This window comes from Mycobacterium sp. 4858, assembly GCF_900240975.1.
In the GTDB taxonomy this organism is placed as follows: Bacteria; Actinomycetota; Actinomycetes; order Mycobacteriales; family Mycobacteriaceae; genus Mycobacterium.
This window is the reverse complement of sequence record NZ_LT968776.1, coordinates 3377160-3401861: the sequence shown is the minus strand read 5'-3', so window position 1 is coordinate 3401861 and position 24702 is coordinate 3377160. Positions and strand designations below refer to the sequence as shown.

Below are 24702 nucleotides of genomic sequence, written 5' to 3'. Positions count from 1 at the left end.
GACGGATGCGCATATTGTCCCGGCGTCCAGAATGTGGCGTCCCCCTCAGCAATGCCACCCTCCGACTGCACTCCCGGCGAATCGCCGTACCTACATACGAGAGATCGGCCCTCCAGCGTGGTGTCGTTCACATCGGCGCGGGTAATTTCCACCGCGCGCATCAGGCCGTCTACTTCGATGACCTTGCCCGCGCGGGCATTTCGGATCGTTGGGGGGTTACCGGCGTCAGCCTGCACTCCCCGACCGCCAAGGACTTGCTGTCCGCGCAGGATGGGCTCTACACCGTGGTGCAGCGCGGCCACGACCGCCAGAGCGCCCGCGTCGTCGGCTCGATCGGCTCCGTGCACTACGCACCGAACGATTGCGCGACGGTGCGCGCCGCCCTGGCCGATCCCGAGACCCGTATCGTCAGCCTGACCATCACCGACACCGGATACTTCCTGGATCCGGTCACCGACGAGTTCGATGCCCATCACCCCGACGTCCGCGCCGACCTCGTCGCGTCCGGTGGTTATGCCACCGCGTGGGGATATCTGGCCGAAGCTCTCGACCGGCGCCGCCGCGCGGGCGTGGCGCCATTCACCGTGCTGTGCTGTGACAACGTTCCCGGCGACACGCGGCCGGCGAGAACCGCGCTGGTGTCGTTCGCCGCCTTGAAGGACCCCGGCCTCGCCCGCTGGATCGAAAAGCATGTCGCGTTCCCGTCGACCATGGTCGATCGCATCACCCCGCAAACCTCGAAGTCGGAGCGCAAGTTCGTCGAGCAGACGTTCGGCGTCGCCGACAGGTGTCCGGTGGTGACCGAGCCGTATCGCCAATGGGTGATCGAGGATTCCTTCAGCAACGGGCGACCGCCGCTCGACGAGGTCGGTGCCGAATTCGTCGCCGATGTCAGCGACCACAAGCTGATCAAGACGCGTCTTCTCAACGGCACCCATATCGCGCTCGCGTGTTTGGCCATCTTGGCCGGTTACCAGCGCACCGACGAAGCGATGCAGGACCGCGTGATATTCGATTACGTCGAGAGGCTCTTGCGCGACGAAATTCAGCCACTGCTGCCCGCCGTCCCCGGGATGAACACACCCGAATACCGGGCCAGCCTGCTCGATCGGCTCGGCAATCCCCAGATGAGTGACCAATTGTCGCGGCTGGCCAGGCGGGGAACGAGCAAGATCACGTCGTTTGTGCTGCCCTCCCTGCAGGATGCGATCGCGCAGGGTAGGCCGCATACGCTGCTGATGTTGGCCGTTGCCGGCTGGGCCCGGTACATGCGCGGGCACGACCTGCAGGGGCGCAAGCTCCGCCTGGAAGACTCCCAGGCGATACCGGTGGGCAGGTTGGCCAACATGGCAGGCGACAAACCTGATCCGCTGCTGCGGCATGCGATGTTCGCCGAGCTACGCCCGGTGCCGGGGTTTGCGGAGCGCCTTGGGGAGATGATCAGGCGTATCGACACGCGCGGTGTGGTGCCCACGCTGCGTGACGGGATGCGCAACGACGAGCGGGAGTTGGTGTCACGATGAGCGATGAACTCTCCGGGCTAACCTTTGTGCGCACATTCGACCCTGCGCCGATCACGACCTTGCTGTGCGACGCCGACGACAACCTGTTCGCCTCGGAAAGGCCGGCGTTCGAGGCGTCGACGGAGGTGATGAATCGCTTCCTGGCCAGGTTCGGCGTGACCGCTCCGCTCGACTCGGAGGAGTTGCGTAAGCGGGCCGTCGGCAAGAACTTCCGCGCCATGGCTCTGGACCTGGCCGTCCAGTGCCGCCTGCCGCTCGATCAGACGTTGGCCGGCGGCCTTCCCGACGCGGTGGTCGCCTCGGCCGGTGACGTCGCGACGGGAAACGCGTTGTGCGCCGACGAACTCGAGCAGTGGGTGCGCGAAGAGCGCGAACGGGTCACTGCGCATCTGGCGGTGACACTGACGCCCGACCCGCGGGTGCTGGAACCGCTGCGAGACCTCGCGCCGCACTACGCGCTGGCGGCCGTCAGCTCCAGCGCCACCAAGCGCCTGCGTGCCTGCTTCGCCGCCACCGGCATCGACTCGCTGATAGCCGAAGCGGTGACCTTCAGCGCCGAGGATTCACTGCCGACGCCCACCAGCAAACCCGACCCGGCGGTGTATCTGCATTCCGGTCAGGTGATGGGGGTCGCGGCCGAACACGGGCTGGCCATCGAAGACTCCGTGGCCGGCGTGCGTTCCGCGGTCGCAGCCGGCTATCCGACCGTCGGCAACCTCATGTTCGTGCCACCCGACGAACAGGATTGCCGCCGAGCGGATTTGATCGATGCCGGCGCGGTCGCGATAACCGATTCGTGGCGTGCTCTTGCCGATGTCCTGCTGTTGTCGGCCGTGCCGACCGGGGGATCCCCGCTCACATAGGGCAGCGAAGGGCCGTTTGTCGCTGGGCTTCGGCCCGCGGCTGTCATACCGTCGAGAGGTGCCACCGCCCCGGTGACGATCCGGGCGGTGGCCCGGTGAGGAGTTGGCCAATGGTGGCTAGCGCGATCAGCCTGAGCAACGCGTCGCTTTCCGCACTGCCGATCGAGGCGCCGAACTATGACCGGGGCAGCGTGACCGTCGGCATCGCCCATATCGGGGCCGGGCACTTCCACCGGGCGCATCAGGCCGCCTACATCAACCTGCTGATGCAGCAGGGCCTGGCACTCGACTGGGGCATCTGCGGGATAGGGGTGATGCCCTCCGACTGGACCATGCGCGACGTCCTCAACGGTCAGGACGGGCTGTACACGCTGATCTTGGAGAACCCCAACGGCAGCCGGGACGCCCAGGTGATCGGCTCGATCGTGGATTACCGCTACGCCCCCGACGACCCGGAATCGGCGTTGGAGGTGATCACCGCGGCGTCCACCCGGATCATCTCACTGACCATCACCGAAGGCGGGTACCGCGACCCGGACGGGCCCGCGTTCACGTTGATCACCGAGGCGCTCGCCAGGCGGCGCGATCGCGGAATTCCCGCGCCGACAATCGTCTCCTGCGACAACATCGAGAACAACGGTGAGGTCGCCAGGCGCACCGTGCTCGCCAGCGCCGAACGCGTGGATCCCACGCTGGCCGAATGGGTGGCGGAACACGCCCGCTTCCCCAATTCGATGGTCGACCGTATTACTCCCGCAACGACTTTGGAGATGGCCGCGGAGGTGCGGCGCGATTTCGGAGTCGACGACCGGTGGCCGGTGGTGGCCGAGCCGTTCAGCGCCTGGGTGATCGAGGACGACTTCGCCGACGGCCGTCCCCCGCTGGAGCGGGCAGGGGTGCTGCTGGTCGAGGATGTACGCCCGTACGAGCTGATGAAGCTGCGGCTGCTCAACGCGGGGCATCAGTGCCTGGCCTACTTCGCACACCTGTGCGGCTTCCAGTACGTCCACGAGGCGGCCCGCGATCCGCTGATCGCCGAATTCCTGCTCGCCTACTTCGACAACGAGGCCATCCCCACGCTGCCGCCAGTACCGGGAATCGACCTCCACGAATACGCCCGCACGCTGGTCGAGCGGTTCGCCAATCCGGCCGTGCGTGACACCGTCGCCCGGCTGTGTGCCTACTCGTCCGACCGCATCCCGAAATGGCTGTTTCCGGTCATCTGCGACAACCTTGCCGCCGACGGACCGGTTCGGCTCGCGGCCGCGGCGGTGGCCAGCTGGGCGCGCTACGCCGAGGGCACCGACGAATGGGGTAGGCCGTACGAGGTCGTGGATCAGCTTGCGGATTCGCTCATCCCGATCGCCAGGTCGCAATACCAGAACCCCACCGCGTTCATCGAGGTCACGGCGATGTTCTGCGATCTCGCCCACCAGCCACGGTTTGTCGAGGCGTACCGCTGGGCGCTGGATTCGTTGCACAGCAAGGGAGCTCGGGCGACGCTGGAGGCTTTGGTGCGATGAACCGCGGGCTGGTGATCGGCGAGTCGCTGATCGATATCGTCGAGGGCGACGAGCATGTCGGCGGCAGTCCGCTCAACGTCGCCGTCGGACTCGCACGGCTGGGCCGCGAGGTCGACTTCCTGACCCACATCGCCGACGACCCGTACGGCCGGCGCATCGCCGAGTACGTGAAAGCTGCTGGCGCGCACCTTGTTTCGGGTAGCATTGCGGCCACCCGGACACCGACGGCCGTGGCGGCCATCGCCGAGGACGGCTCGGCCGACTATGTGTTCAATCTGGACTGGCGACTCTCCGGCGCACCCGCGGGTCCGCCGCCGCTGTTCGTGCACACCGGGTCGATCGCCGCCACCCGCGAGCCGGGCTGCCTCGCGGTCGCGGCGTTGATCGACACCTACCGCGATTCCGCCACGGTCACCTTCGACCCGAACGTGCGCCCGTCGCTGACCGCCGACCCCGCGTTGGCGCGTGCGCGGATCGAGCACCTCGTCACGCGCAGCGACATCGTCAAAGTCAGCGACGAGGACCTGCGCTGGATCGAGCCCGATCACGAGCCGGAACGAACGGCGAGGGCGTGGTTGGCAGCGGGACCTGCGGTCGTCGCGGTGACCATGGGGGCCCGCGGTTCGCGGGCGTTCTGCGCGGCCGGCGAGGTCCAGGTCACGGCGAAACCGGCCAGGGTGGTCGACACCGTCGGTGCCGGCGACGCCTTCATGGTCGGCCTGCTCGACTCGCTGTGGGAGATGAACTTGCTGGGCGCCGACCGGCGGGCCGCCCTGGCCCGGATCGAGCCCGACGCCCTGACCGCCGCCCTCGGGACGGCCAGCGCCGTGTCGGCTTTGATAGTCGCCCGGGCCGGCGCCGACCTGCCCGACCGGGCCGCCCTCCGGGCTCAATTGACCTCTGCCCCTGGCGATTTCACGTAGTCCAAGACCGGGGCAATCCGGCCCGTCGCATCCCGGCGGAAAGCCGCAGAATCCCAGGTCATCGGCCTGTCAAGGTGTTTTCCCAGCGTCGGTGTGGGCATACTGACTTACATGCGCTCCATCTGGAAGGGCTCGATCGCGTTCGGGCTGGTCAATGTCCCGGTCAAGGTGTACAGCGCCACCCAGGACCACGACATCAAGTTTCATCAGGTGCACGCCAAGGACAACGGCCGCATCCGCTACCAGCGCGTCTGCGAGTTGGACGGCGAGGTCGTCGAATACCGCGACATCGCCCGCGCCTTCGAATCCGACGACGGTCAGATGGTCATCATCACCGACGACGACATCTCCACCTTGCCCGAAGAACGTAGCCGCGAAATCGAGGTGCTGGAGTTCGTTCCCGCCGAGGAGGTCGATCCGATGCTGTTCGACCGCAGCTACTTCCTGGAGCCGGACTCCAAGTCGTCGAAATCCTATGTGCTGCTGGCGAAAACACTCGCCGAGACCGATCGGATGGCGATCGTCCACTTCACGCTGCGCAACAAGACGCGACTGGCGGCGTTGCGTGTCAAGGACTTCGGCAAGCGGGACGTGATGATGGTGCACACCCTGCTGTGGCCCGACGAGATCCGCGACCCCGACTTCCCGGTGCTCGACAAGGAGGTCGAGATCAAGCCCGCGGAATTGAAGATGGCCGGCCAGGTCGTGGAGTCGATGGCCGAGGACTTCAACCCCGACCGCTATCGCGACACCTACCAGGAGCAGCTGCAGGAGCTGATCGACGCGAAACTCGAAGGCGGCGAGGCGTTCACCACCGAGGAGCAACCGAAGGAGCTCGACGAGACCGAGGACGTCTCCGACCTGCTGGCCAAGCTGGAAGCCAGCGTCAAGGCGCGCTCCGGCGACGGCAAGGCGCCGGCCAAGAAGGCACCGGCCAAGAAGGCCAACGCCACGAAGACCACGGCGAAGAAAACCACGGCGAAGAAGGCACCGGCCAAGAAGGCCGCATCCAAAGCGTGACGCGCACCCCGCGCGTGCTCAGCGTCTGCGGGTGGCGAAGAAGCGGGTGGCCCCCGCGATCAGGTTGATCACCGCGACGATGAGGATCAGGCTCAGGGCCGCACCCCAGATGCGCAGGAAGCCGGCGTGCTCGGGATTGGTGAGCTCGGTGTAGATCAGCAGCGGCAGCGAGGCCATGTTGCCGTGGAAGATGTCGGTGTTGATCGATCGGCTGTAGCCGACCAGCACCAGCACCGGGGCGGTTTCGCCGATCACCCGCGCGACCGACAGCAGGATGCCGGAGATGATGCCGGGCATCGCGATCGGGAACACGATCCGCGTGATGGTCTTCCATTTGGGAACGCCGAGCGCATAGCTGGCCTCCCGCAGATCGTCGGGCACCAACCGCAGCATCTCCTCCGCGGACCGGACCACCACGGGCAGCATCAGCAGGACCAGCGCCAGCGACACGGCGAACGAGCTCTGCTGGAATCCGAGGGTGGCGATCCAGAGGCTGAAGATGAACAGGGCCGCCACGATCGAGGGCACCCCGGCGAGCACGTCGACCATGAACGTCGTGAGACGCACCAGCCGGCCGGAGCCGTATTCCACCAGGAAGACCGCGGTCATCAACCCCAGCGGGACGGACAGCAGGGCGGCCACCCCCGCCTGCACCACGGTGCCGTACAGGGCGTGATAGACGCCGCCGGCGAATTGCTCCGGCAAGATCCCGCGCAGCGAGTGGGTCCACCACGTCGACCGGGTGACCGCGTACCAGCCCCGGGCCACCACCACCGACAGCACCCAGACCAGCGGCACCAGCGCGCCCAGGAAGGAGGCGACGAAGAAGGCGGTCGCGGCGTTGTTCGTGAGCCGGCGCCGGATGCTGACGGGCCGGAACGCCTGGGCTTTGACCGGCCGGTCAAAGGTTTCGACCGCGGAGCTCATCCGTTGACCTTTCCGCCGGCGATGGCGCGAGCCAGCGCGTTCACGACGAATGTCAAGACGAACAACGCGAACCCCGCGGCGATGTAGGCCCCGGTGGGCAGTGGTGCACTGAATTCGGCCGCCGCGGAGGCGATCTTCGAGGCGAACGTGTACCCGCCGTCGAACAGCGACCAATTCCCCGGGCGCGCGGCGGAGCGCAAGATGATCAGCACCGCCACGGTCTCACCGAGCGCGCGTCCCAGCCCCAGCATCGACGCCGCGATGACACCGCTGCGACCGAACGGCAGCACGGTCATCCGCACCACCTCCCACTTGGTGGCACCCAGCGCCTGCGCCGCTTCCATCTGCATAGGCGGGGTCTGCCGGAACACCTCGCGCGAGACCGACGTGATGATCGGCAGGATCATCGCCGACAGCACGACGCCCGCGGTGAAGATGGTGCCGCCACCGGCCAGTGACACGTTGCCCTGCTTGAACAGGAAGAACCAGCCCAGGTTGCGGTTGAGGAACGCCGCGATGGGTTCGATGTTGGGCGCCAGCACGAAGATGCCCCACAACCCGAAGATGATGGAGGGCACCGCGGCCAGCAGGTCCACGATGGCCCCGAACGGGCGGGCCAGCCGCTTGGGCGCGTACTGGGTGAGAAACACCGCGATCCCGACCGCCACCGGCACCGCCACCACCAGGGCGGTGAGCGAACTGAGCACGGTCACCATCAACAGGTCGCGGATGCCGAACTCGAGCTTCCCCGGGTCGGTGGTGCTGAACTGCGCGCTGGTGAAGAAGTTCGCGTGGTTGGCCCGCAGCGACGGAACGGCGCGAATCAGCAGGAACAGAGCGATCAGCAGGATCGCGACCACGATCGTCGACCCGGCAGCGGCAGCCGCGAGTTTGAACAGCCGGTCGCCCCCCCGAGTCGACGGCGCACTCAGCGTCTTCAGCTCGGGTTTTTGGGTCGACGGGCTGGCTACCGCTCCACGGGTCACGACCACCTCAGATCACGTGATGGCGTTGATTGAGGCCGACAGTCTCGACTTGAACGAATCCGGGATGGGGATGTACCCATTGTCGGCCAGGCCATTTTGCCCCGCACCGATCGTACTTTCCAGGAACGCCTTCACCGCGGTGCCGACCTGGGGATCGGGATACTTCGAGCACACGATCTCGTACGTCGCCAGCACGATCGGGTAAGACCCCGGCTGGGTGGGCTTGTAGAACGAGAGCGTGTCGAGGACCAGGTCGTTGCCCTGCCCGCTGATCTTGGCCCCGGAAATCGTCTTGCCGACCGAGTCAGCGCTGATCGCCACGGCGTCCGGACCGGCCGACGTGACGACCTTGGCCACGTTGAGCTTCTGCGCCTGGGCGAACGACCACTCGTTGTAGGTGATGGATCCCTCGGTGGCCTTGATCGCCGCCGACGTGCCGTCGTTGCCCTTGGCGCCCTCGCCGACACCGCCCTTGAACGTCTTGCCGGTGCCCTTGCCCCAGGCTCCGTTGGAGGCGGCGTCGAGGTACTTCTGGAAGTTGTCCGTGGTGCCGGATTCGTCGTTGCGGAACACCACGTGGATCGGCTCGGCGGGCAGCGTGACACCGGGGTTGAGGGCCGCGATGGCCGGGTCATTCCAGGTCGTGATGGCGCCGTTGAAGATTTTCGCCGCCGTGGGACCGTCGACGCTCAGCGAACTCAGGCCCTTGACGTTGTAGGTGATCGCGATCGGACCGAACACGACCGGCAGATTCCATGCCGGCGAGCCGCACCGCTGCTGCGCCGCGGCGTATTCCTTGGGGGCAAGCGGCGAGTCAGACCCACCGAAATCGGTTTGGTTGCCGTTGAATTCACTGATTCCCGCGCCTGAGCCGTTGGCCGTGTAGTTCAACGTCTGGCCGGGGCAGGCCTGCTCGAACGCGTTCACGAAGCGGGTCATCGCGTTGGCCTGGGCGGTCGACCCGCTGGCCTTCAACGTCTTCTTCCCGCCGCAGCTGACCTTGCCCGCCGACGAACCGCTGGTCGTGTTTCCGCTACTGGCGTTGTTGTCGCTTCCGCAGCCCGACAACACCAGCGCACCAGCGGTCACGACGCTCAGCGCGGCACCGAATCGGTTGAGTTTCAAGTCACTTCCTAACGGTAGGGATGAAACATGATTGTCGACGTTCTGCTGGCCGCTGTCGGCGGCCAGTCGTCGCTCGCAGCAAGGAAGCTAACAGCACGAAGGTTAACGCCGGGCAAATTGCTGTCGGCTGATTGTCGCTGGCCAGGACGGCTTTGCGGGGGGTCGCAGGCGCTTGCGAGGAGCTCACGAGATGGCGTTGATCGCCGCGGACAACCGGGACCTGAACGAGTCGGGGACGGGAATGTAGCCGTTGTCCGCCAGACCGTTCTGCCCCGCGCCGATGGTGCTCTGCAGGAAGGCCTTCACGGCCGCGCCGACCTGGGGATCGGCGTACTTCGAGCAGACGATCTCATACGTCGCCAGCACGATCGGGTAGGAACCGGGCTGGGTCGGCTTGTAGAAGGAGTAGGTGTCGACGACCAAGTCGTTGCCCTCCTCGGTGAAGTCGGCGCCGGCGATCGTCTTGCCGACCGAACTCGCGTCGATCGCCACCGCGTCGGGACCGGCCGACGTGATGACCCTGGCCATGTTGAGCTTTTGCGCCAGGGCAAAGGACCACTCGTTATAGGTGATCGCCCCTTGGGTGGCCTTGACCGCAGCCGACGTGCCGTCGTTGCCTTTGGCGCCCTCGCCGACACCGCCGTTGAACGTCTTCCCGATGCCTTTGTCCCAGGCTCCGTTGGCGGCCGAGTCCAGGTATTTCTGGAAATTGTCCGTGGTACCGGACTGATCGTTGCGGAAGATCACGCGAATGGGCTCGGCGGGAAACGCGACGCCCGGGTTCAATGCCTGAATCGCGGGGTCGTTCCATGTGCTGATGGCGCCCTTGAATATTTTGGCGGCTGTCGGGCCGTCCAGATTCAGTGACGTCACCCCCGCAACGTTGTAGGTAATCGCGATGGGGCCGAACACCACCGGCAAATTCCACGCCGGCGAACCGCAGCGCTGCTGTGCCGCGAAGTACTCGATGGGGGCCAGCGGTGAGTCCGATCCCGCGAAATCCGTCTGCTTGCCGGTGAATTCGCCGATCCCGGCGCCAGACCCGTTGGGCGTGTAGTTCAGCGTCTGGCCCGGGCAGGCCTGCTCGAACGCCTTGATGAAGCGGGTCATCGCGTTGGCCTGGGCGGTCGAGCCGCTGGCCTTCAGCGCCTTCGTCCCACCACAGCTGACCCTGACAGGCGACGTGCCGGGCCCGGCGCTTTTCCCGGCCGCGTTGTCGTTGGTCCCGCAGGCCGCCCCCAAAACGGCAACAACGGTCAGGACACTCAGCGCAGCGCCAAAGCGATTCAGGCCCAATAGAATCCCCAACGGGAAACATCAAACACGATTGCCACCATTCAATAGCCGCTGCGCAGACCAAAACGGTCAGCACTAAGGCTAGCGCCGGGTGGATGTTCTCGCAGTGGACGCGAGATACCGCCCGGAACTGGGCGTGGGGCGTTACATCGGCCCACCCATATGCAAAAGTAGAACCTGTTCCAGAAATGCCGCATCCGAGACGGCGGGGCTTGCTACCGTGTCGGCTGACAACTTGGGCGAAGAGAGGCCGCAATGATCCTTGACAGATTTCGTCTCGATGACAAAGTCGCCGTCATCACCGGTGCCGGCCGCGGCCTCGGGGCGGCCATCGCGCTGGCTTTCGCCGAGGCGGGCGCCGACGTCCTCATCGCCTCACGGACGCAATCGCAACTAGAAGGCGTCGCCGAGCAGGTCCGGGCCGCCGGTCGCCGCGCGCACATCGTGGCCGCCGATCTGGCCCATCCGGAGGTGACCGCGGAGCTGGCCGGCCAGGCCGTCGACGCCTTCGGGAAGTTGGACATCGTCGTCAACAACGTCGGCGGGACCATGCCCAACACGCTGCTGACCACCTCGACCAAAGAGCTCAAGGACGCGTTCACCTTCAACGTCGCCACCGCCCACGCGCTGACCGTCGCGGCGGTGCCCCTGATGCTCGAGCACTCTGGTGGCGGCAGCGTCATCAACATCACCTCGACCATGGGCCGGCTGGCCGGCCGTGGCTTCGCCGCCTACGGCACCGCCAAGGCCGCGTTGTCGCACTACACCCGGTTGACCGCCCTCGACCTGTGCCCCCGCATTCGGGTCAACGCGATCGCGCCGGGGTCCATCCTCACCTCCGCGCTGGACGTGGTGGCCTCCAACGACGAGCTGCGCGCGCCGATGGAGAAGGCCACCCCCATGCGCCGCCTCGGTGATCCCGTCGATATCGCCGCCGCCGCAGTGTATTTGGCGTCCCCGGCGGGCAGCTTCCTGACCGGTAAGACGCTGGAGGTCGACGGTGGCCTCACCTATCCCAACCTCGACATCCCCGTCCCGGATCTGTGACCCCCGACCGCTGAGGAGCCGTCATGGCAATACCCGTCGTCCAGTTGGGCACCGGCAACGTCGGTATCCACGCCCTGCGGGCGCTCATCACCAACCCGGCGTTCGAGCTCACCGGCGTCTGGGTGTCGTCGGACGCCAAGGCCGGCAAGGACGCGGCAGAACTCGCCGGGCTCCCCGATTCGACCGGCGTGCGGGCCAGCACCGACCTGGACGCCGTCCTGGCCACCGGGCCGCAGTGCGCCGTGTACAACGCGCTGGCCGACAACCGGTTGCCCGAGGCGCTGGAGGACTACCGGCGCGTCCTGGCCGCGGGGATCAACGTCGTGGGTAGCGGACCGGTGTTCTTGCAGTATCCGTGGCAGGTGATTCCCAAGGAGCTGATCAGGCCCATCGAAGACGCTGCGCGCGAAGGCAATTCGAGTGTGTTCGTCAACGGGATCGACCCCGGCTTCGCCAACGACCTGCTGCCGTTGGCGCTGGCCGGCACCTGCCAGAACATCCAGCAGATCCGCTGCATGGAGATCGTCGACTACGCCACCTACGACAGCGCCGCGGTCATGTTCGACGTGATGGGCTTCGGCAAGCCCCTCGACGAGATCCCCATGCTGCTGCAGCCCGGCGTGCTCAGCCTGGCGTGGGGGTCGGTGGTTCGGCAACTGGCGGCCGGCCTGGGCATCTCGCTCGACTCGGTCGCGCAGGAATACGTCCGCGTGCCGGCGCCCGAGGACTTCGACATCGCGTCGGGGCATATACCGAAGGGCAGCGCCGCGGCGCTGCGGTTCGAGGTGTTCGGCATGGTCAACGGCGACCCCGTCGTGGTCCTCGAACACGTCACCCGGCTGCGCGAGGACCTGTGCCCCGAGTGGCCCCAGCCCGCCCAGCCCGGCGGGTCCTACCGCATCGAGGTGACCGGCGAACCGTCCTACGCCATGGACGTCTGCCTGAGCAGCCGCAAGGGTGACCACAACCATGCCGGGCTGGTCGCCACCGCGATGCGGGTGGTCAACGCGATCCCCGCGGTGGTGGCCGCCCCGCCGGGCATCGTGACGACGCTGGACCTGCCCCTGATCACCGGCAAGGGCCTCTACCTGCCCGGGTGAGCAATGGGCGCGTCGAGTCTTCGGCTAACCTCACTTTCTTATTCGGCCGGATGAATCGAGGGGCGCCACGTTGACGCAGAGCAGCCAGGACTCGCTGAAAAGCAGTTGGTATCTGCTCGGGCCCGCCTTTGTCGCCGCGATCGCCTATGTCGATCCCGGCAACGTCGCCGCCAACGTCAGCTCCGGGGCACAGTTCGGCTACCTGCTGCTGTGGGTCATCGTGGTGGCCAATGCGCTGGCCGGGCTGGTGCAGTATCTGTCGGCAAAGCTCGGCCTGGTGACCGGGCGCTCGTTGCCGGCGGCCGTCGGCAAGCGAATGAGCCGGCCGGTCCGGCTGGTCTACTGGGCCCAGGCCGAGCTGGTGGCGATTGCCACCGATATGGCCGAAATCGTCGGTGGGGCAATCGCTTTGCGGATCCTGTTCGATCTGCCGCTGTTGGTCGGCGGCATCATCACCGGGCTGGTGTCGCTGCTGCTGCTGGCGATCCAGGACCGGCGCGGGCAGATCATCTTCGAGCGCGTCATCACCGGCCTGCTGCTCGTCATCGCCGTCGGGTTTGCGGCCAGCTTCTTCGTCAAGACGCCGCCGCCCGGAGACGTGCTCGGCGGGCTGGTGCCGCGATTCCGGGGCACCGAAAGCGTGCTGCTCGCCGCCGCCATCCTGGGCGCCACCGTGATGCCGCACGCGGTGTACATGCATTCCGGGCTGGTCCTCGACCGGCACGGGCATCCGGCGGAGGGCGCGCATCGACGCCTGCTGCTGCGGGTCACCCGGCTGGACGTCGTGCTGGCGATGGCCGTCGCGGGCACGGTGAACGCCGCGATGCTGCTGGTCGCCGCGATCAACTTGCAGCATCGCAACATCAGCGCCTCCATCGAGGGCGCCTACTCCGCGATCCACCACACCCTGGGTGCGACCATCGCGGTGCTGTTCGCGGTCGGCCTGCTGGCCTCCGGACTGGCGTCGTCCTCGGTGGGCGCGTACGCCGGCGCCATGATCATGCAGGGGCTACTGCACCGCAGGATCCCGATGCTGGTGCGCCGCTTGATCACCGTGTGCCCCGCCCTGGTGATCCTTGCGGTCGGGTTCGACCCCACCCGCGCGCTGGTGCTCTCCCAGGTCGTGCTGTCGTTCGGAATACCGTTTGCGGTCCTCCCCCTGGTGAAGCTCACCAGCGACCGCGACTTGATGGGCGACGACACCAACCACCCCGTCACGACGGTTCTTGGCTGGGCCGTCGGCGTAATGATTAGTCTGCTTAACGTGGTCCTCATCTGGCTGACGGTGACCGGCTGAATGCCGCCCCGCCGGCATGCCTACTTCGCATACGGGTCGAACCTGTGCGTGAAGCAGATGGCGCTGCGGTGTCCCGACGCGGCCGATCCGCGGCCGGCGATCCTGTCCGACCATGACTGGCTGATCAACCAGCGCGGCGTGGCCACGGTCGAGCCGTGCGCCGGCAATCAGGTACATGGCGTGGTCTGGCAGATCTCCGACGGGGACCTGGCGACCCTGGACAGCGCCGAGGGCGTGCCGGTGCGCTACCGGCGCGACCGGCTGACCGTGCACACCGACGACGGGCCGTCGCCGGCCTGGGTCTACATCGACCATCGGGTGACACCGGGCCCGCCCCGGCCGGGCTATCTGCCCAAGATCATCGCCGGTGCCGTGCAGCACGGGTTGCCGCAACGCTGGGTCGACTTCCTGCGGCGCTGGGACCCCTCACGCTGGCCGCGCCGCGCGTCGGCGTCGGGGCCTGCGCCGCAATCGCTTTCGGCGTTGCTGGGTCAGGAGGGGGTGAGCGAGGCCGGCCGGTTGCGGTCGCGTTTCGGCTTTCTGGCCATCCACGGCGGCGGGCTGGAAGAGATGACCGACGTGATCGCGGAACGCGCCGCCGAGGCTGCCGACGCGTCCGTGTACGTGCTGCGTCACCCCGACCACTACCCGCACCACCTGCCCTCGGCGTTGTTCGACCCGGCCGAGTCGCCACCGCTCGCCGAGTTCCTCGACCATGTCGACGTTGCGGTGTCGCTGCACGGCTACGGCCGCATCGGGCGCAGCACGCAACTGCTGGCCGGTGGGCGCAACCGCGCGCTGGCCGCGCATCTGGCCCGGCACATTCGGTTGACCGGTTATCGGGTGGTCACCGACCTCGACGACATCCCGCCGGAGCTGCGGGGTCTGCATCCCGGCAACCCCGTGAACCGGGTGCGCGACGGCGGGACCCAGCTGGAGCTCTCCCCCCGCGTGCGCGGCATCAGCCCGCGCAGCCCACTGCCCGGCGACGACGGCCTCTCGCCGGTCACCACGGCGCTGATCCAGGGACTCGCGGAAGCCGCACGTTGTTGGTAATTGTCCTCATCTGTTGAATGGAGTTGTTGGTGGCCAAGGATTTTCGCTTCGGAATGAGCATGCGCTTCATCAAGTCGCGCGCAGCATTCGTCGACAAGGTGAAGCAGGCAGAAGACATCGGATTCGATGTGCTCTGCGTGCCAGACCATCTCGGCGCCGTGGCCCCCATTCCGGCTCTGACCGCGGCCGCCATGGTCACCGACAAACTCAAGCTGAGCATGTATGTGCTCAACGCCGCCTTCTACAAGCCCGCCCTGCTCAGCCGGGACCTGGGCGACTTGGACAAGCTCAGTAACGGCCGCCTCGAAATCGGGCTCGGCACCGGGTATGTCAAGGAAGAGTTCGACGCCGCCGAGCTCCCCTACCCCAGCGCCGGCGCCCGGGTCGACTACCTCAACCACATGACGAAATACCTGAAAGAGCACCACCCGACGACGCCGATCCTCATCGCCGGCAACGGCGACCGGGTGCTGACCATCGCCGCCCAGCACGCCGACATCATCGGGCTGACCGGTTCGAGGGTGAAAGAGGCCGACGACCCGCTGACCGAACGGGTCGAGTTCGTCCGCAACGCCGCCGGCGACCGATTCGGCGCGCTCGAGTTGAACCTCGCCGTCACGGCGGTCCCGGCCGAGGGCGAGAGCCTGCCCGACCTGACGATGACGCGTCGGTACGCGTCGGGGTTGTCCGACGAGGAGATCCTGGCCATGCACTCCGTCCTGACGGGGTCACCGCGCGAGATGGCCGACACGCTGCTGGAGTACCGGGAGAAGTACGGGGTCACGTTCATCACCGTCCAGGACAACCACGTCGACAACTTCGCAAAGGTCATCGCGGAGCTGCGCTGAGCGCCTTGCCGGGTAACTCGACCTCCAGAAGGTCGTCCGGCCGCGTCACAACACGCAGCCCGAATCGGCTGCTGGCTTGCTCGATCGTTGCGCGGAGCCATTCAGCCTCGTCGCGAGGCGCACGCTCGAGCCGCATCCGGCGCACGCGCAGCGGGATCATCTGTAGCGACACCAATTCGCCGGTGGCCGGGTCGGTTCGGGTCAGATACAGGAGCCGGAGATCGGCGCGGTAGGCCTCGTGCCCACCGACGCCCTCGTAGTCGTCGATGACATCGCCGCAGCCGTAGAGGATCGGTCTGCCCCGGTATATCTCGATCGGCCTGGGGTGGTGCGAGGAGTGACCGTGCACGACGTCGACGCCGGCATCGATCAGCCGGTGCGCGAACGCGACGTCGCTTTCGGCCAGGGCATAGCCCCAATTGGATCCCCAATGCACCGAAACGATGGCGATCTGGCCGTCTCGTTTGTCTGCCAGCACGTCCGCGGCCACCTCGTCGGCGACGCCGCGGACCGATGCGTCCCGGATCAGCCGCACGCCGGGCCGATCGTGGTGCGCCGCCCAAGACACGGGAACGCCGGCCGACGGCATCGCCACCGAGCCCACCGTGACCCGGCGTTTGTTGGGAATACCGAGCCCACCGTGACCCGGCGTTTGTTGGGAATGTCGAGCACCACTGGTTGGCGTGCGGTAGGCAAATCGGCCCCCGCCCCGACGCCCCGGATTCCCGCACCCGTCAGCGCCGACACGGTGTCGGCCAGCCCGTGACGGCCGAAGTCGAGGATGTGGTTGTTGGCCAGCGCGCAGACGTCCGGCCCCAACGCGGTCAGGGCCGGCAGGTTGTCTGGATGCATCCGATAACAGACCGCCTTGCCGTGGGCGAATTGACCGCGCGCGGTGATCGTTGTCTCCAGGTTGATCAGGCGGACGTCCGGGGCGGCCTCGTCGAGGAGCGTCAGCACCTCGCCCCACGGCCACCGCCAATCCACCGGACGCGGGATCGGCCCATTTGCCCGCTCGGCGAGCCGGACGTATCCCCCGGCGTCACGCAGGTAGTGCTCACGCAGTTCCGGATCTCCGGGATGGGGCAGGATCTGATCGACGCCCCGCCCGAGCATGACGTCGCCACCCAACAGCACCGTGACCACACCGGAGTCATGCGAGGAGCCCGGTGGACGAGCCGTCTCCACCACGCCGACGCTAGGCGTTCGGAGAAAACGCCGGTCAGGGGCCTTGGTCCCCGCGGCAGTGGCCTTACGGCCCTTCGGCGCTCCGGCGGCTCGCGACACACTGAGGGGATGGCACAAACGGACCGCGATAGCGAGTGGGGTCGACCGCTGGTGCAGCGGCTTGCTTCGTTGCGCGGCGATCAAAGACTGTTCGACGATCGGGTCGACGCCGGACGACAGCTGGCCAAGAGTTTGGAATCCTTGCGCGGCCAAGACGTTGTGGTATTGGGCCTACCACGCGGTGGTGTGCCCGTGGCCTTCGAGGTCGCCAAGGCACTGCAGGCCCCGCTCGATGTATTGGTCGTGCGCAAGCTCGGGGTTCCGTTCCAGTCCGAGCTGGCCTTCGGCGCGATCGGTGAGGGCGGAGTGCGGGTGCTCAACGACGCCATCGTGCGTGAAGCTCACTTGTCCGGGGCCGAGATGGCGGCGGTCGAGGCGAAGCAGCGGGCCGAGTTGGCCCGTCGCTCGGAACGGTTCCGCGGCGGGCACGATCCGATTCCGTTGGCGGGACGAACCGCGGTGATCGTCGATGACGGCGTCGCCACCGGCGCGACGGCGAAAGCCGCCTGCCAGGTGGCTCGGGCCCAGGGCGCGAGCAGGGTGGTGCTGGCCGTACCGATCGGCGGACGCGATGTGTTCGCAAAGTTCTCCGGGTACGCCGACGAAGTGGTCTGCTTGCACACGCCCGAATACTTCTTCGCCGTGGGGCAGGGCTACCGGAACTTCACCCAGACTTCCGACGACGAGGTGGTCACGCTCCTGGATCGCGCCCGAAACGGTTCTCGCGGCCCGTTGGCCGATGCCGACTCGGCCGACCCACCATTACGCGACGAGGAAGTCAGGGTCAGCGCCGGTTCGGTGTCGGTGGCCGGGCATCTGACGATCCCCGAGAATCCACTCGGCGTGGTGCTGTTCGCGCACGGTAGTGGAAGCAGCCGCCACAGCCCCCGCAACCGCTACGTGGCCGACGTGCTGAACGGCGCGGGTCTCGCCACCCTGCTGTTCGACCTTCTCACCCCCGAAGAGGAACGAAATCGAGCCAACGTCTTCGACATCGAGCTCTTGGCTCGACGGCTCGTCGCCGCCACCGGCTGGCTGGCCCGCCAGCCGGATACGGCCGCGTTGCCGGTGGGCTACTTCGGTGCCAGCACCGGAGCGGGCGCGGCCCTGGTCGCCGCCACCGACCCGCGGGTGAACGTCGCGGCGGTGGTGTCCCGGGGCGGGCGGCCGGATCTGGCGGGGCCGTTCCTCGCCCGCGTCTACGCGCCGACGCTGCTCATCGTGGGCGGCAATGACGACGTGGTGCTGGAATTGAATCGGCAAGCGCGAGCAGCGATCCCCGGCACCTGCAAACTCACCGTCGTACCGGGCGCCACCCATCTGTTCGAAGAACCTGGGACGCTCGAGAAGGTCGCCATGCTGGCCCGCGACTGGTTCGTCGACCACCTGAGCCCGGCAGCTGTGACCACGAACCCGGTATAGCGTGGTGCGGGTGACCAGACTGACATTGACCGTGCCGGAGACAGTCGATCCCGACGAGCTGGCAAGCGAAATCGTCACAGCCCTCGCCGACCGGCTCCGGGACGACCACGGCTACGAGTTGGCGACCGCAACCGGGACGGGTGGCACCGGGACCCGCGAATATCCGTTGCATCCGGCCGGCGGCATCGTCCTCGATAGTGAGCCGGGCAAATTGACGGTCACGCTGCGCGGCGTCAACGCCGACGCGCACGACCTCTTCACTGGAGTCAGCAGTGAGCTGGAGCAGCGGCACGAAGGGATTCGCGTCGGTATCGGCTGACCGTTGGCCGTTCGGGGGCGCCAAACCGTCTGAACCGCAAGCAAATCAAAGCCTGATCGGCGGTCATGAATTCCGAGACCGGCCGGCCCATACCGATTCGCAGGGATCCCACTGTGCCGCCGGACCACCAAAACATGACTTTCGACTCTCGTCAACGGCGGCAGACCAGCACAGACTGCAAACCATGACCGCATCTGACGACACCGCGCAAAACTGGCGCGACGTGGCCGATCATCTCACCGCTGCGCAAATCGCTCAGCTGGAGCGCCTCGAACACGACGAACCGCAGACGCTGCTGGACATGGCGCGGCAGTGGGCGGCCAAGAACGTGTCCGCCGGGATGCCATTCGACGCGATCGGACCGCCCGACGGTGCGGTTCGCACGTTCGACTGGCACCTGGACAGCAATTGGTTTCGCGACTTCGAGGGCACCTCTCGCCGTAGCGGGTCTGCGCACGTGCAGATCTGCGGCCGACAGCAGGTCGACGGCTCCACGCGGCGGTGGATCTCCGTGCACGCCCGTCACCTGAATGCGCTGGACGCATCAGCCGCGCGCGAACTCGCCGCGGCGCTGACCGAGGCGGCCGACGAGGTCGAGCGACTGGGCTGAGTGTCTTCCGACCGAGATGACGGACGAGCCGGAGGCTCTATGCTGCAGATGAATTCGCGCTCCGTCGGTAGCCGGAATCAGCGTAATTGACGGATATACCTCGGCTGAAAAGGACAAATGACCCTATGCCGCAAAAGGTGCAATCCTTACTGTTGAAGTGCGCACGCGGCGAATATCGTGACAGTAACGACGATCACATGGCAGGCGAATGATGAGTGCTCACTACGAGACCGGCCCCGCGGCCGGCGAATACAGCGTCGAGGATGACAACCAACTTCAGCCGGAGGACACCCTGGTGGATCGCGGCGTGGACGACATCCTCGACGAGGGATACTCACCGCCCGAGCACCCTTACGCGCGCGGCGCATTCGGCCCGGCCGAGACCATGGACCAGATTCTCGCGGAGGAAGAGCCAGATCCTGCGTCGCGAATCAACGTCGTCCTCGACGAGGACGACCAGCGGCGCAGCGACGCCTCCGAGCGGGACGCCGAATTTCCGGAACGGCGCGAGGTGGGCAGCGCACGAGCCGGCCGGCTTATCGCGCCGGACTTGGGTTTTGGCGAAGATGCCGACGAGGAGCTGTTCGCCACGGACGTCGGAATCAGCGGAGGCGCGGCGTCCGCCGAGGAAGCCGCCATGCACGTCATCGACGAGGAAGATTAAGGCCCTCTCCCGCTCGCCGTCGCAGCGGTAGCCTCAAGAATTCGATCGGCGGACGCGGAGGGTTTTTCGGTATGAAGATGTGGATCCAGATTTGCGGCCGGGATGAAGACCACGAATATCCGGACGGCGCCACCTATGCAGTACTCACGGGCGGCGTGCTGAGGGTCAATAGCGGCAAAGACATTCACCTCTACAGTCCGACGTACTGGCAAGAGGTCACCATTGATACCGGCCCCGCGGCCGAACTCGACGAACGAGCCCAACAACTCGACGAAGATCTCAGATGGCAATAGTCGCCGCACCGCGACGGTAGGCGCGGCGACTTCTCGACGCCGTCTCGGCCCGGGAATGCTCAAGCAAGGGGCGCGATGAGCAAAGGTACGGCCACGGCCGCCCCGGATAACGAGGCCGCGGCGACTGCCGTCAAGAGCAAAGGCCTGCGGGGTGGCGCGCTCGGTCTGATCTCGGGCGTCGTGGTCGGCCTGGCGTCGATGGCGCCCGCCTACAGCCTTGCCGCGACATTGGGTCTCATCGTGGCCAGTGGTGGTGGACAGCTCGCCGGCGTCAAAGCCCCGGCGGTCGTTCTCCTTTCATTCATCCCGATCTACCTGATCGCCGTCGCCTACCGAGAACTCAACGAGGCAGAACCGGATTGTGGCACCACGTTCACATGGGCATCGCGCGCATTTGGACCTGTCGTCGGATGGCTCGGCGGCTGGGGCATCATCGCCGCGGAAGTGATTGTGATGGCCAACCTGGTCGATATCGCCGGGAAGTACTCGTTCAGGTTGGCCGGCGAGATGGGATGGCATTCGGTTGCGGACCTGGCCAACAGCAGGCTCTGGTCGACGGTCGCGGGTGTCTTCTGGATTGCCGCGATGACGTACATCTGCTATCGCGGCATCGCGGTCTCGGCCAGACTGCTGTACGCCCTGCTGTCCATTCAAATCGTGGTGCTGGTCGCGTTTTCGATGGTCGCGCTGGTCAAGACGTATTCCCATGACGCCCAGGTCTTTTCGCTGCATCCGTCGCTGTCCTGGTTCTGGCCGGGCGGTCTTGATTTCGGGACGACCGCCGCCCCCGCAATTCTGATGGCAATCTTCATGTACTGGGGCTGGGACACCGCCGTGTCCTGCAACGAGGAGTCCGACGACCCCGGCCGCACGCCTGGCCGCGCCGCCGTCATCTCGACTTTCCTGCTGTTGGCGACCTACACCCTGGTCACCGTGTCGGCCGTGGCGTTCGCCGGTGTCGGGACGGCGGGCATCGGGCTGGGGAACCCGCACAACTCGAAAGACGTGTTCGCTTCCATCGGTCCGGAACTGTTCGGCAACGGCGTCTTCGGGAAGGTTGCACTGCTGTTGCTGGCGGCATCGATCCTGACGTCGGCCTCCGCGTCGACGCAGACGACGATCCTGAAGACAACGCGCACCACCCTGTCGATGGGGGCGTACCAGGCGTTACCGCACTCGTTCGCGAAGACCCACCCTCGCTACCTGACGCCGACCACGTCCACAATCGCGGTCGGCGGAGTCTCCGTCCTCTTCTACGTGCTGTTCACGCTTGTCAGCGAGAACCTGCTGGCCGCGCTGATCGGATCGGTCGGGTTGATGATCGCGTTCTACTACGGGCTTACCGGGTTTGCGTGCGCCTGGTACTACCGCCATACCCTTACCGCTTCGGTCCGGGGTTTTGTGATGCGCGGCGTCGTCCCGTTGCTGGGCGGCGTGGTCTTACTGGTCGTTTTCGTCTACGGGCTCATCCAGTACGCCAGGCCCGAGTGGTTGACCGATGACGAGGGCCACCCCATCACGATCCTCGGGTTCGGGGCCGTCGCGGCGGTCGGTGTCGGCGCGCTGGCGCTCGGAGTGATCCTGATGCTGGGCTGGTGGGCGATCGCCCCGGGTTTCTTCCGCGGCCGCACCCTCACGCGCGGCCCCACCGGAGCGGATTCCGGTGAGGGCACCGTTCAACCGGTAGGCCCATGAGCTTTGTCGGGAGCGAGCCGCCCTAACGCCAGCCGGCACGACGAGGCTCCCCCACCTAGAAGTCACGTGGTCATCGCCATACCAGCTACACTCACACCCGCCAGATCAGGACGCGTAGGCTGATCGTCCGGAATGGCACCTGGACGCCGCGAACGCCGCTGAACCCGCCTAGCTAGGTTTCAGTCAGGTATTCGAAGACGTCCCCCGCCCTCGTAGCTCAGGGGATAGAGCACGGCTCTCCTAAAGCCGGTGTCGCAGGTTCGAATCCTGCCGGGGGCACTTGGTGTTTGCGCAGTTCAGCGATGGTTTTCAGATGTCTGCCGACTGGCCTCGGCTGGTTCTGGTCGGTGCTGTGGTCGGTGATTGGTTGGCGTCAGCTGGCGCAGCCTGGCTCGCGATAGTCAATCGCGTTGCATCAGCCGACGATGAGCGCGCGGGCGTCCTTCATCAACAGCATCAAATGCAGCGGATCGGTCGAAGACGTCCAAAACTCGAAGTTGGCGTAGAACGTGCGGACCTCATCGTGCGGCACCGCACAAAACGGCCCCCGCTATCTATAGTAGAAAATGCTATAGTTGGGCATGAGCGGTCGGAGTGACGTATTGCGGACGGTGATGCACGAAACAGGCACCACCCAGTCCGAGTTGTCTCGGCTCAGCGGTGTGCACCAGCCGAGCATCAGCCAGTTCCTCTCCGACAAGGTTGAACTCAGCGATGAGCAGCTCGACCGACTGCTGTCCTGTATGGGGTACCGACTCGAAATCACCCGCCAGCCGGTCACTCCCAAGCTGACACGTTCCGAACGCCGCTCGTGGAAACTGCACCGCGAGCTGGCCAGGCACCTGAGGCGGTCGACTCTCACACAATGGCAACCCGCGATCGAGCACAACCTGCGACGATTGCGGTCCGGCGTCACCGGCCAGCCACACATGAGAAACCTCGACCGCTGGGAATCACTCATGAGAAGCGGCGACGTACCCGGCCTTCATCGCGTCCTTACTGGACTCAGCCGCGATTGCATCGAGATGCGCGAAGTCTCACCGATGGGTGGACTGCTCCGCGATGAGGAGCGCATCCGCGTTTTGCGCACGGTGCGCTGATGCGGCGCGACCAGCTTGAGCACGCTATCCGGACTGCCTGCCAAATCGCGGGCCTGACTGAAGTGATCATCGTCGGCTCCCAAGCGATCCTCGGCACCTACACCGAAGATCAGCTGCCCTTCTACGCCACCAGATCGGCGGAAATCGACGTTCTCCCGATCGCCGACAACACCGGTGAAATCACCCGTCTCGCAGACGAAATCGAAGGAGCAGCGGGCGAATTCTCCCCATTTGAGCAGCTTCACGGCTTCAGTATCGACGCCGTAGACCTGCAGACCTCGACACTGCCCGGCGGATGGCGCGATCGACTGGTCAAGGTCCAGAACGAGAACACCGCCGCCCCATCGGGCGAACCTCAATTCATCGGATGGTGCCTCGACAAGGAAGACCTGTGTGTTGCGAAATTGTGTGCTCTCCGAGAGAAGGACTTGAACTTCGTCGACGCACTGATCACTGCTGATCTTGTTGACCCGCAAGTGATCGCAACGCGCCTCGCGACCGTACCCGAACGCTTTGGGAGAGCCTCCCAACGCGCAGCCGCCTGGCTCGCTCACCGCACAAACAGCGTTGAGTAGCTCGCGAACCGCAGCCGCGGCGTTGGGATTGGCCAGGATTGGGAAAGGATGTCACTTCGCCGCGAGGCACTTCTTCCGAGTACTGCCACATTATGGATAACCGCTATTGATCCATCAGGTTCCGGCTACACGTTCGCCCGCCGCTCGCAGACGTGCCAACCGGATGGGGCGCCGATATGTCGCCCTACGTCGCTCGGGACGACGTTAGTGGTGCTAATGCGTCGCGGCAGTCACCGTGAGACAAGTCGGCTTCTCTGCCAAGGGCGGCTCTGGTCCTGCCGACCCTCCGTCAACGCTGATCCGTGGTCGGTGTTTGGTCGGTGAATCTGGGACACGCCGTGGCGCGATGTAGCGTCAGATGGCCCAATATGGCGGGGCCAGAGGCGCTTCGACCCCGCGGACTCGTCCGCTTGGAGGTTCTCACAGGACGAGCGAGCTGACCGGTGGCGTAGCGGCTTGAGCCAAAAGCCCCTGGCGCATCTCGCCGAGATATAGTCAAACGCCTCGCCAAAATTCATTGCCGAACCTTGCCGATGGCCGCCCCGAATTCATCAACCCTAGCGATAAACCGTGAGCATAAGCGGCCGAGAACATCTATCTGGTTGGTCCAGCGACCATGACCTCGCTATACGAGAACACTCACGTGTGAATGATCTGTGGCCGTGCCAGCAAAATGGGAAGCTCACCGAGCCTCCACGGGGTATTGATACCGCGCTGGGCTCGAAATCTGTTGTGGGGCCAGCGTAGTTCGACTCGCAAGCGTGCGTGTCAGACCCTACCTAGCCGGGGCGCTGACTTGTATTATTCAAAGATGTTTCGCTGTCTCGCGGCTTTTCGCCTGGTTATCGGGATGGCGCTCGTTCCCGTCGGATCGGCCGGCGTCTCGCACGCATCGCCGTCGGGGGAAGATGCATCCGGACAGTGCTCCTTTGTGCTCACACCGCCTGAAGTTGTACAGGTATCCGGAGAGAGCAAGGTGTTGGTCACGATGCATCCGGGGCCGTGCACCACAGCTGCCGTCCCCAACTCGCAGGTGGTGTGTGTATCTATAGCGGGCGACGGTTCGCCTGGGCATTGCGCATATAAGTCCGGTCAGGAGACGGTGCGCATGTACTACTTCTACCGGCCTGGGGCGACATACGTGGTGAAGGCCCAAGGATGTGCAGACTCCATCACGCCGCCGTACACGTTGTGCCAGAATTT

Annotated in this window: 21 protein-coding genes, 1 tRNA gene and 3 pseudogenes; 19 read left to right on the top strand and 6 right to left on the bottom strand. The window is 66.0% G+C overall.

Annotated elements, in window-relative coordinates; genetic code table 11:
• Nucleotides 1–5: 5 nt before the first annotated feature.
• The 5 genes from C1737_RS24820 to C1737_RS24800 all read left to right on the top strand — a co-directional run bounded on the left by C1737_RS24820 (nt 6) and on the right by C1737_RS24800 (nt 5852).
• Complete coding sequence (locus C1737_RS24820) at nt 6–1523, top strand: mannitol dehydrogenase family protein (protein WP_068097736.1); 1518 nt, start codon at nt 6–8, stop codon at nt 1521–1523.
• On the top strand, nt 1520–2386 hold the full coding sequence (locus tag C1737_RS24815) for an HAD family phosphatase (RefSeq protein WP_068097733.1): 867 nt from the start codon (nt 1520–1522) through the stop codon (nt 2384–2386). Before C1737_RS24820 ends, C1737_RS24815 begins: the two co-directional genes overlap by 4 nt.
• A gap of 110 nt (nt 2387–2496) precedes the next feature.
• Nucleotides 2497–3909, top strand: coding sequence for a mannitol dehydrogenase family protein (locus tag C1737_RS24810; RefSeq protein WP_102419704.1), 1413 nt, complete (start codon nt 2497–2499; stop codon nt 3907–3909).
• Entirely contained in the window at nt 3906–4832 is a 927-nt protein-coding gene (locus tag C1737_RS24805; protein WP_102419703.1) for a carbohydrate kinase, read from the top strand. Before C1737_RS24810 ends, C1737_RS24805 begins: the two co-directional genes overlap by 4 nt.
• 111 nt (nt 4833–4943) lie before the next feature.
• Nucleotides 4944–5852, top strand: coding sequence for a Ku protein (locus tag C1737_RS24800; RefSeq protein ID WP_102420116.1), 909 nt, complete (start codon nt 4944–4946; stop codon nt 5850–5852).
• Between the two features lie 18 nt (nt 5853–5870).
• Here C1737_RS24800 and pstA read toward each other — a convergent pair whose 3' ends face one another.
• From pstA to pstS (C1737_RS24780), 4 genes are all read right to left on the bottom strand, one after another.
• The gene (gene pstA / locus C1737_RS24795; RefSeq protein WP_067919033.1) at nt 5871–6779 is read right to left on the bottom strand and encodes a phosphate ABC transporter permease PstA; all 909 of its coding nucleotides are present in this window, start codon (nt 6777–6779) and stop codon (nt 5871–5873) included.
• Complete coding sequence (pstC, locus tag C1737_RS24790; RefSeq protein WP_197516399.1) at nt 6776–7720, bottom strand: phosphate ABC transporter permease subunit PstC; 945 nt, start codon at nt 7718–7720, stop codon at nt 6776–6778. Before pstC ends, pstA begins: the two co-directional genes overlap by 4 nt.
• Before the next feature lie 57 nt (nt 7721–7777).
• Entirely contained in the window at nt 7778–8890 is a 1113-nt protein-coding gene (pstS, locus tag C1737_RS24785; protein ID WP_102419702.1) for a phosphate ABC transporter substrate-binding protein PstS, read from the bottom strand.
• A 183-nt stretch (nt 8891–9073) separates the two neighbouring features.
• Nucleotides 9074–10186 (bottom strand): phosphate ABC transporter substrate-binding protein PstS, encoded by a 1113-nt coding sequence (gene pstS, locus C1737_RS24780; RefSeq protein WP_067919030.1) that lies wholly within the window; start codon nt 10184–10186, stop codon nt 9074–9076.
• A gap of 255 nt (nt 10187–10441) precedes the next feature.
• On the opposite strand from pstS (C1737_RS24780), the gene C1737_RS24775 reads away from it, so the two are divergent.
• Genes C1737_RS24775 through C1737_RS24755 form a run of 5 tightly spaced genes read left to right on the top strand, consistent with a single transcriptional unit; the run spans nt 10442 to nt 15534 of the window.
• Nucleotides 10442–11233: an SDR family oxidoreductase gene (locus C1737_RS24775; RefSeq protein ID WP_067919029.1), complete on the top strand. Its 792-nt coding sequence runs from the start codon at nt 10442–10444 to the stop codon at nt 11231–11233.
• A 23-nt stretch (nt 11234–11256) separates the two neighbouring features.
• Nucleotides 11257–12333: a diacylglycerol kinase gene (locus tag C1737_RS24770; protein ID WP_102419701.1), complete on the top strand. Its 1077-nt coding sequence runs from the start codon at nt 11257–11259 to the stop codon at nt 12331–12333.
• Nucleotides 12334–12373: 40 nt separating this feature from the next.
• Nucleotides 12374–13630, top strand: a complete 1257-nt coding sequence (locus tag C1737_RS24765; RefSeq protein ID WP_174813947.1) for an Nramp family divalent metal transporter — start codon at nt 12374–12376, stop codon at nt 13628–13630.
• Nucleotides 13631–14686, top strand: a complete 1056-nt coding sequence (locus C1737_RS24760; RefSeq protein WP_102419699.1) for a poly-gamma-glutamate hydrolase family protein — start codon at nt 13631–13633, stop codon at nt 14684–14686.
• A 23-nt stretch (nt 14687–14709) separates the two neighbouring features.
• A complete protein-coding gene (locus tag C1737_RS24755; RefSeq protein WP_102420115.1) occupies nt 14710–15534 on the top strand; it encodes an LLM class F420-dependent oxidoreductase in 825 nt (274 codons plus the stop codon).
• Here the strand turns inward: C1737_RS24755 and C1737_RS24750 are convergent.
• Nucleotides 15515–16650 (bottom strand): annotated as a pseudogene (locus tag C1737_RS24750) (CapA family protein). The gene C1737_RS24755 and the pseudogene C1737_RS24750 overlap by 20 nt on opposite strands.
• Before the next feature lie 180 nt (nt 16651–16830).
• On the opposite strand from C1737_RS24750, the gene C1737_RS24745 reads away from it, so the two are divergent.
• The 7 genes and pseudogenes from C1737_RS24745 to C1737_RS24715 all read left to right on the top strand — a co-directional run bounded on the left by C1737_RS24745 (nt 16831) and on the right by C1737_RS24715 (nt 22103).
• Complete coding sequence (locus C1737_RS24745; protein WP_102419698.1) at nt 16831–18243, top strand: phosphoribosyltransferase family protein; 1413 nt, start codon at nt 16831–16833, stop codon at nt 18241–18243.
• Between the two features lie 10 nt (nt 18244–18253).
• Entirely contained in the window at nt 18254–18562 is a 309-nt protein-coding gene (locus C1737_RS24740) for a hypothetical protein (protein ID WP_142393493.1), read from the top strand.
• A 184-nt stretch (nt 18563–18746) separates the two neighbouring features.
• The gene (locus tag C1737_RS24735; protein WP_067919023.1) at nt 18747–19172 is read left to right on the top strand and encodes a hypothetical protein; all 426 of its coding nucleotides are present in this window, start codon (nt 18747–18749) and stop codon (nt 19170–19172) included.
• Between the two features lie 211 nt (nt 19173–19383).
• A complete protein-coding gene (locus C1737_RS24730; RefSeq protein ID WP_068062178.1) occupies nt 19384–19836 on the top strand; it encodes a DUF5709 domain-containing protein in 453 nt (150 codons plus the stop codon).
• Nucleotides 19837–19907: 71 nt separating this feature from the next.
• A complete protein-coding gene (locus C1737_RS24725) occupies nt 19908–20129 on the top strand; it encodes a hypothetical protein (RefSeq protein ID WP_067919022.1) in 222 nt (73 codons plus the stop codon).
• Between the two features lie 75 nt (nt 20130–20204).
• Nucleotides 20205–21770, top strand: a pseudogene (locus tag C1737_RS24720) (APC family permease); the annotation flags it as partial.
• A 260-nt stretch (nt 21771–22030) separates the two neighbouring features.
• A tRNA-Arg gene (locus C1737_RS24715) sits at nt 22031–22103 on the top strand.
• A gap of 136 nt (nt 22104–22239) precedes the next feature.
• On the opposite strand, the pseudogene C1737_RS24710 reads toward C1737_RS24715, so the two are convergent.
• A pseudogene (locus C1737_RS24710) lies at nt 22240–22350 on the bottom strand (GNAT family N-acetyltransferase); the annotation flags it as partial.
• A gap of 85 nt (nt 22351–22435) precedes the next feature.
• Between C1737_RS24710 and C1737_RS24705 the strand changes: the two are divergent.
• Entirely contained in the window at nt 22436–22924 is a 489-nt protein-coding gene (locus C1737_RS24705) for a helix-turn-helix domain-containing protein (protein WP_231984470.1), read from the top strand.
• Complete coding sequence (locus C1737_RS24700; protein ID WP_102419696.1) at nt 22924–23499, top strand: DUF6036 family nucleotidyltransferase; 576 nt, start codon at nt 22924–22926, stop codon at nt 23497–23499. The genes C1737_RS24705 and C1737_RS24700 overlap by 1 nt, the downstream gene beginning before the upstream one ends.
• The last annotated feature ends 1203 nt before the right edge of the window (nt 23500–24702 follow it).

Bases quoted from the DNA above. Each gene is read 5' to 3' on its own strand.
- C1737_RS24820 (WP_068097736.1), top strand. From the start codon at position 6: ATGCGCATATTGTCCCGGCGTCCAGAATGTGGCGTCCCCCTCAGCAAT.
- C1737_RS24815 (WP_068097733.1), top strand. From the start codon at position 1,520: ATGAGCGATGAACTCTCCGGGCTAACCTTTGTGCGCACATTCGACCCT.
- C1737_RS24810 (WP_102419704.1), top strand. From the start codon at position 2,497: ATGGTGGCTAGCGCGATCAGCCTGAGCAACGCGTCGCTTTCCGCACTG.
- C1737_RS24805 (WP_102419703.1), top strand. From the start codon at position 3,906: ATGAACCGCGGGCTGGTGATCGGCGAGTCGCTGATCGATATCGTCGAG.
- C1737_RS24800 (WP_102420116.1), top strand. From the start codon at position 4,944: ATGCGCTCCATCTGGAAGGGCTCGATCGCGTTCGGGCTGGTCAATGTC.
- pstA (WP_067919033.1), bottom strand. From the start codon at position 6,779: ATGAGCTCCGCGGTCGAAACCTTTGACCGGCCGGTCAAAGCCCAGGCG.
- C1737_RS24775 (WP_067919029.1), top strand. From the start codon at position 10,442: ATGATCCTTGACAGATTTCGTCTCGATGACAAAGTCGCCGTCATCACC.
- C1737_RS24770 (WP_102419701.1), top strand. From the start codon at position 11,257: ATGGCAATACCCGTCGTCCAGTTGGGCACCGGCAACGTCGGTATCCAC.
- C1737_RS24760 (WP_102419699.1), top strand. From the start codon at position 13,631: ATGCCGCCCCGCCGGCATGCCTACTTCGCATACGGGTCGAACCTGTGC.
- C1737_RS24745 (WP_102419698.1), top strand. From the start codon at position 16,831: ATGGCACAAACGGACCGCGATAGCGAGTGGGGTCGACCGCTGGTGCAG.
- C1737_RS24735 (WP_067919023.1), top strand. From the start codon at position 18,747: ATGACCGCATCTGACGACACCGCGCAAAACTGGCGCGACGTGGCCGAT.
- C1737_RS24730 (WP_068062178.1), top strand. From the start codon at position 19,384: ATGAGTGCTCACTACGAGACCGGCCCCGCGGCCGGCGAATACAGCGTC.
- C1737_RS24725 (WP_067919022.1), top strand. From the start codon at position 19,908: ATGAAGATGTGGATCCAGATTTGCGGCCGGGATGAAGACCACGAATAT.
- C1737_RS24700 (WP_102419696.1), top strand. From the start codon at position 22,924: ATGCGGCGCGACCAGCTTGAGCACGCTATCCGGACTGCCTGCCAAATC.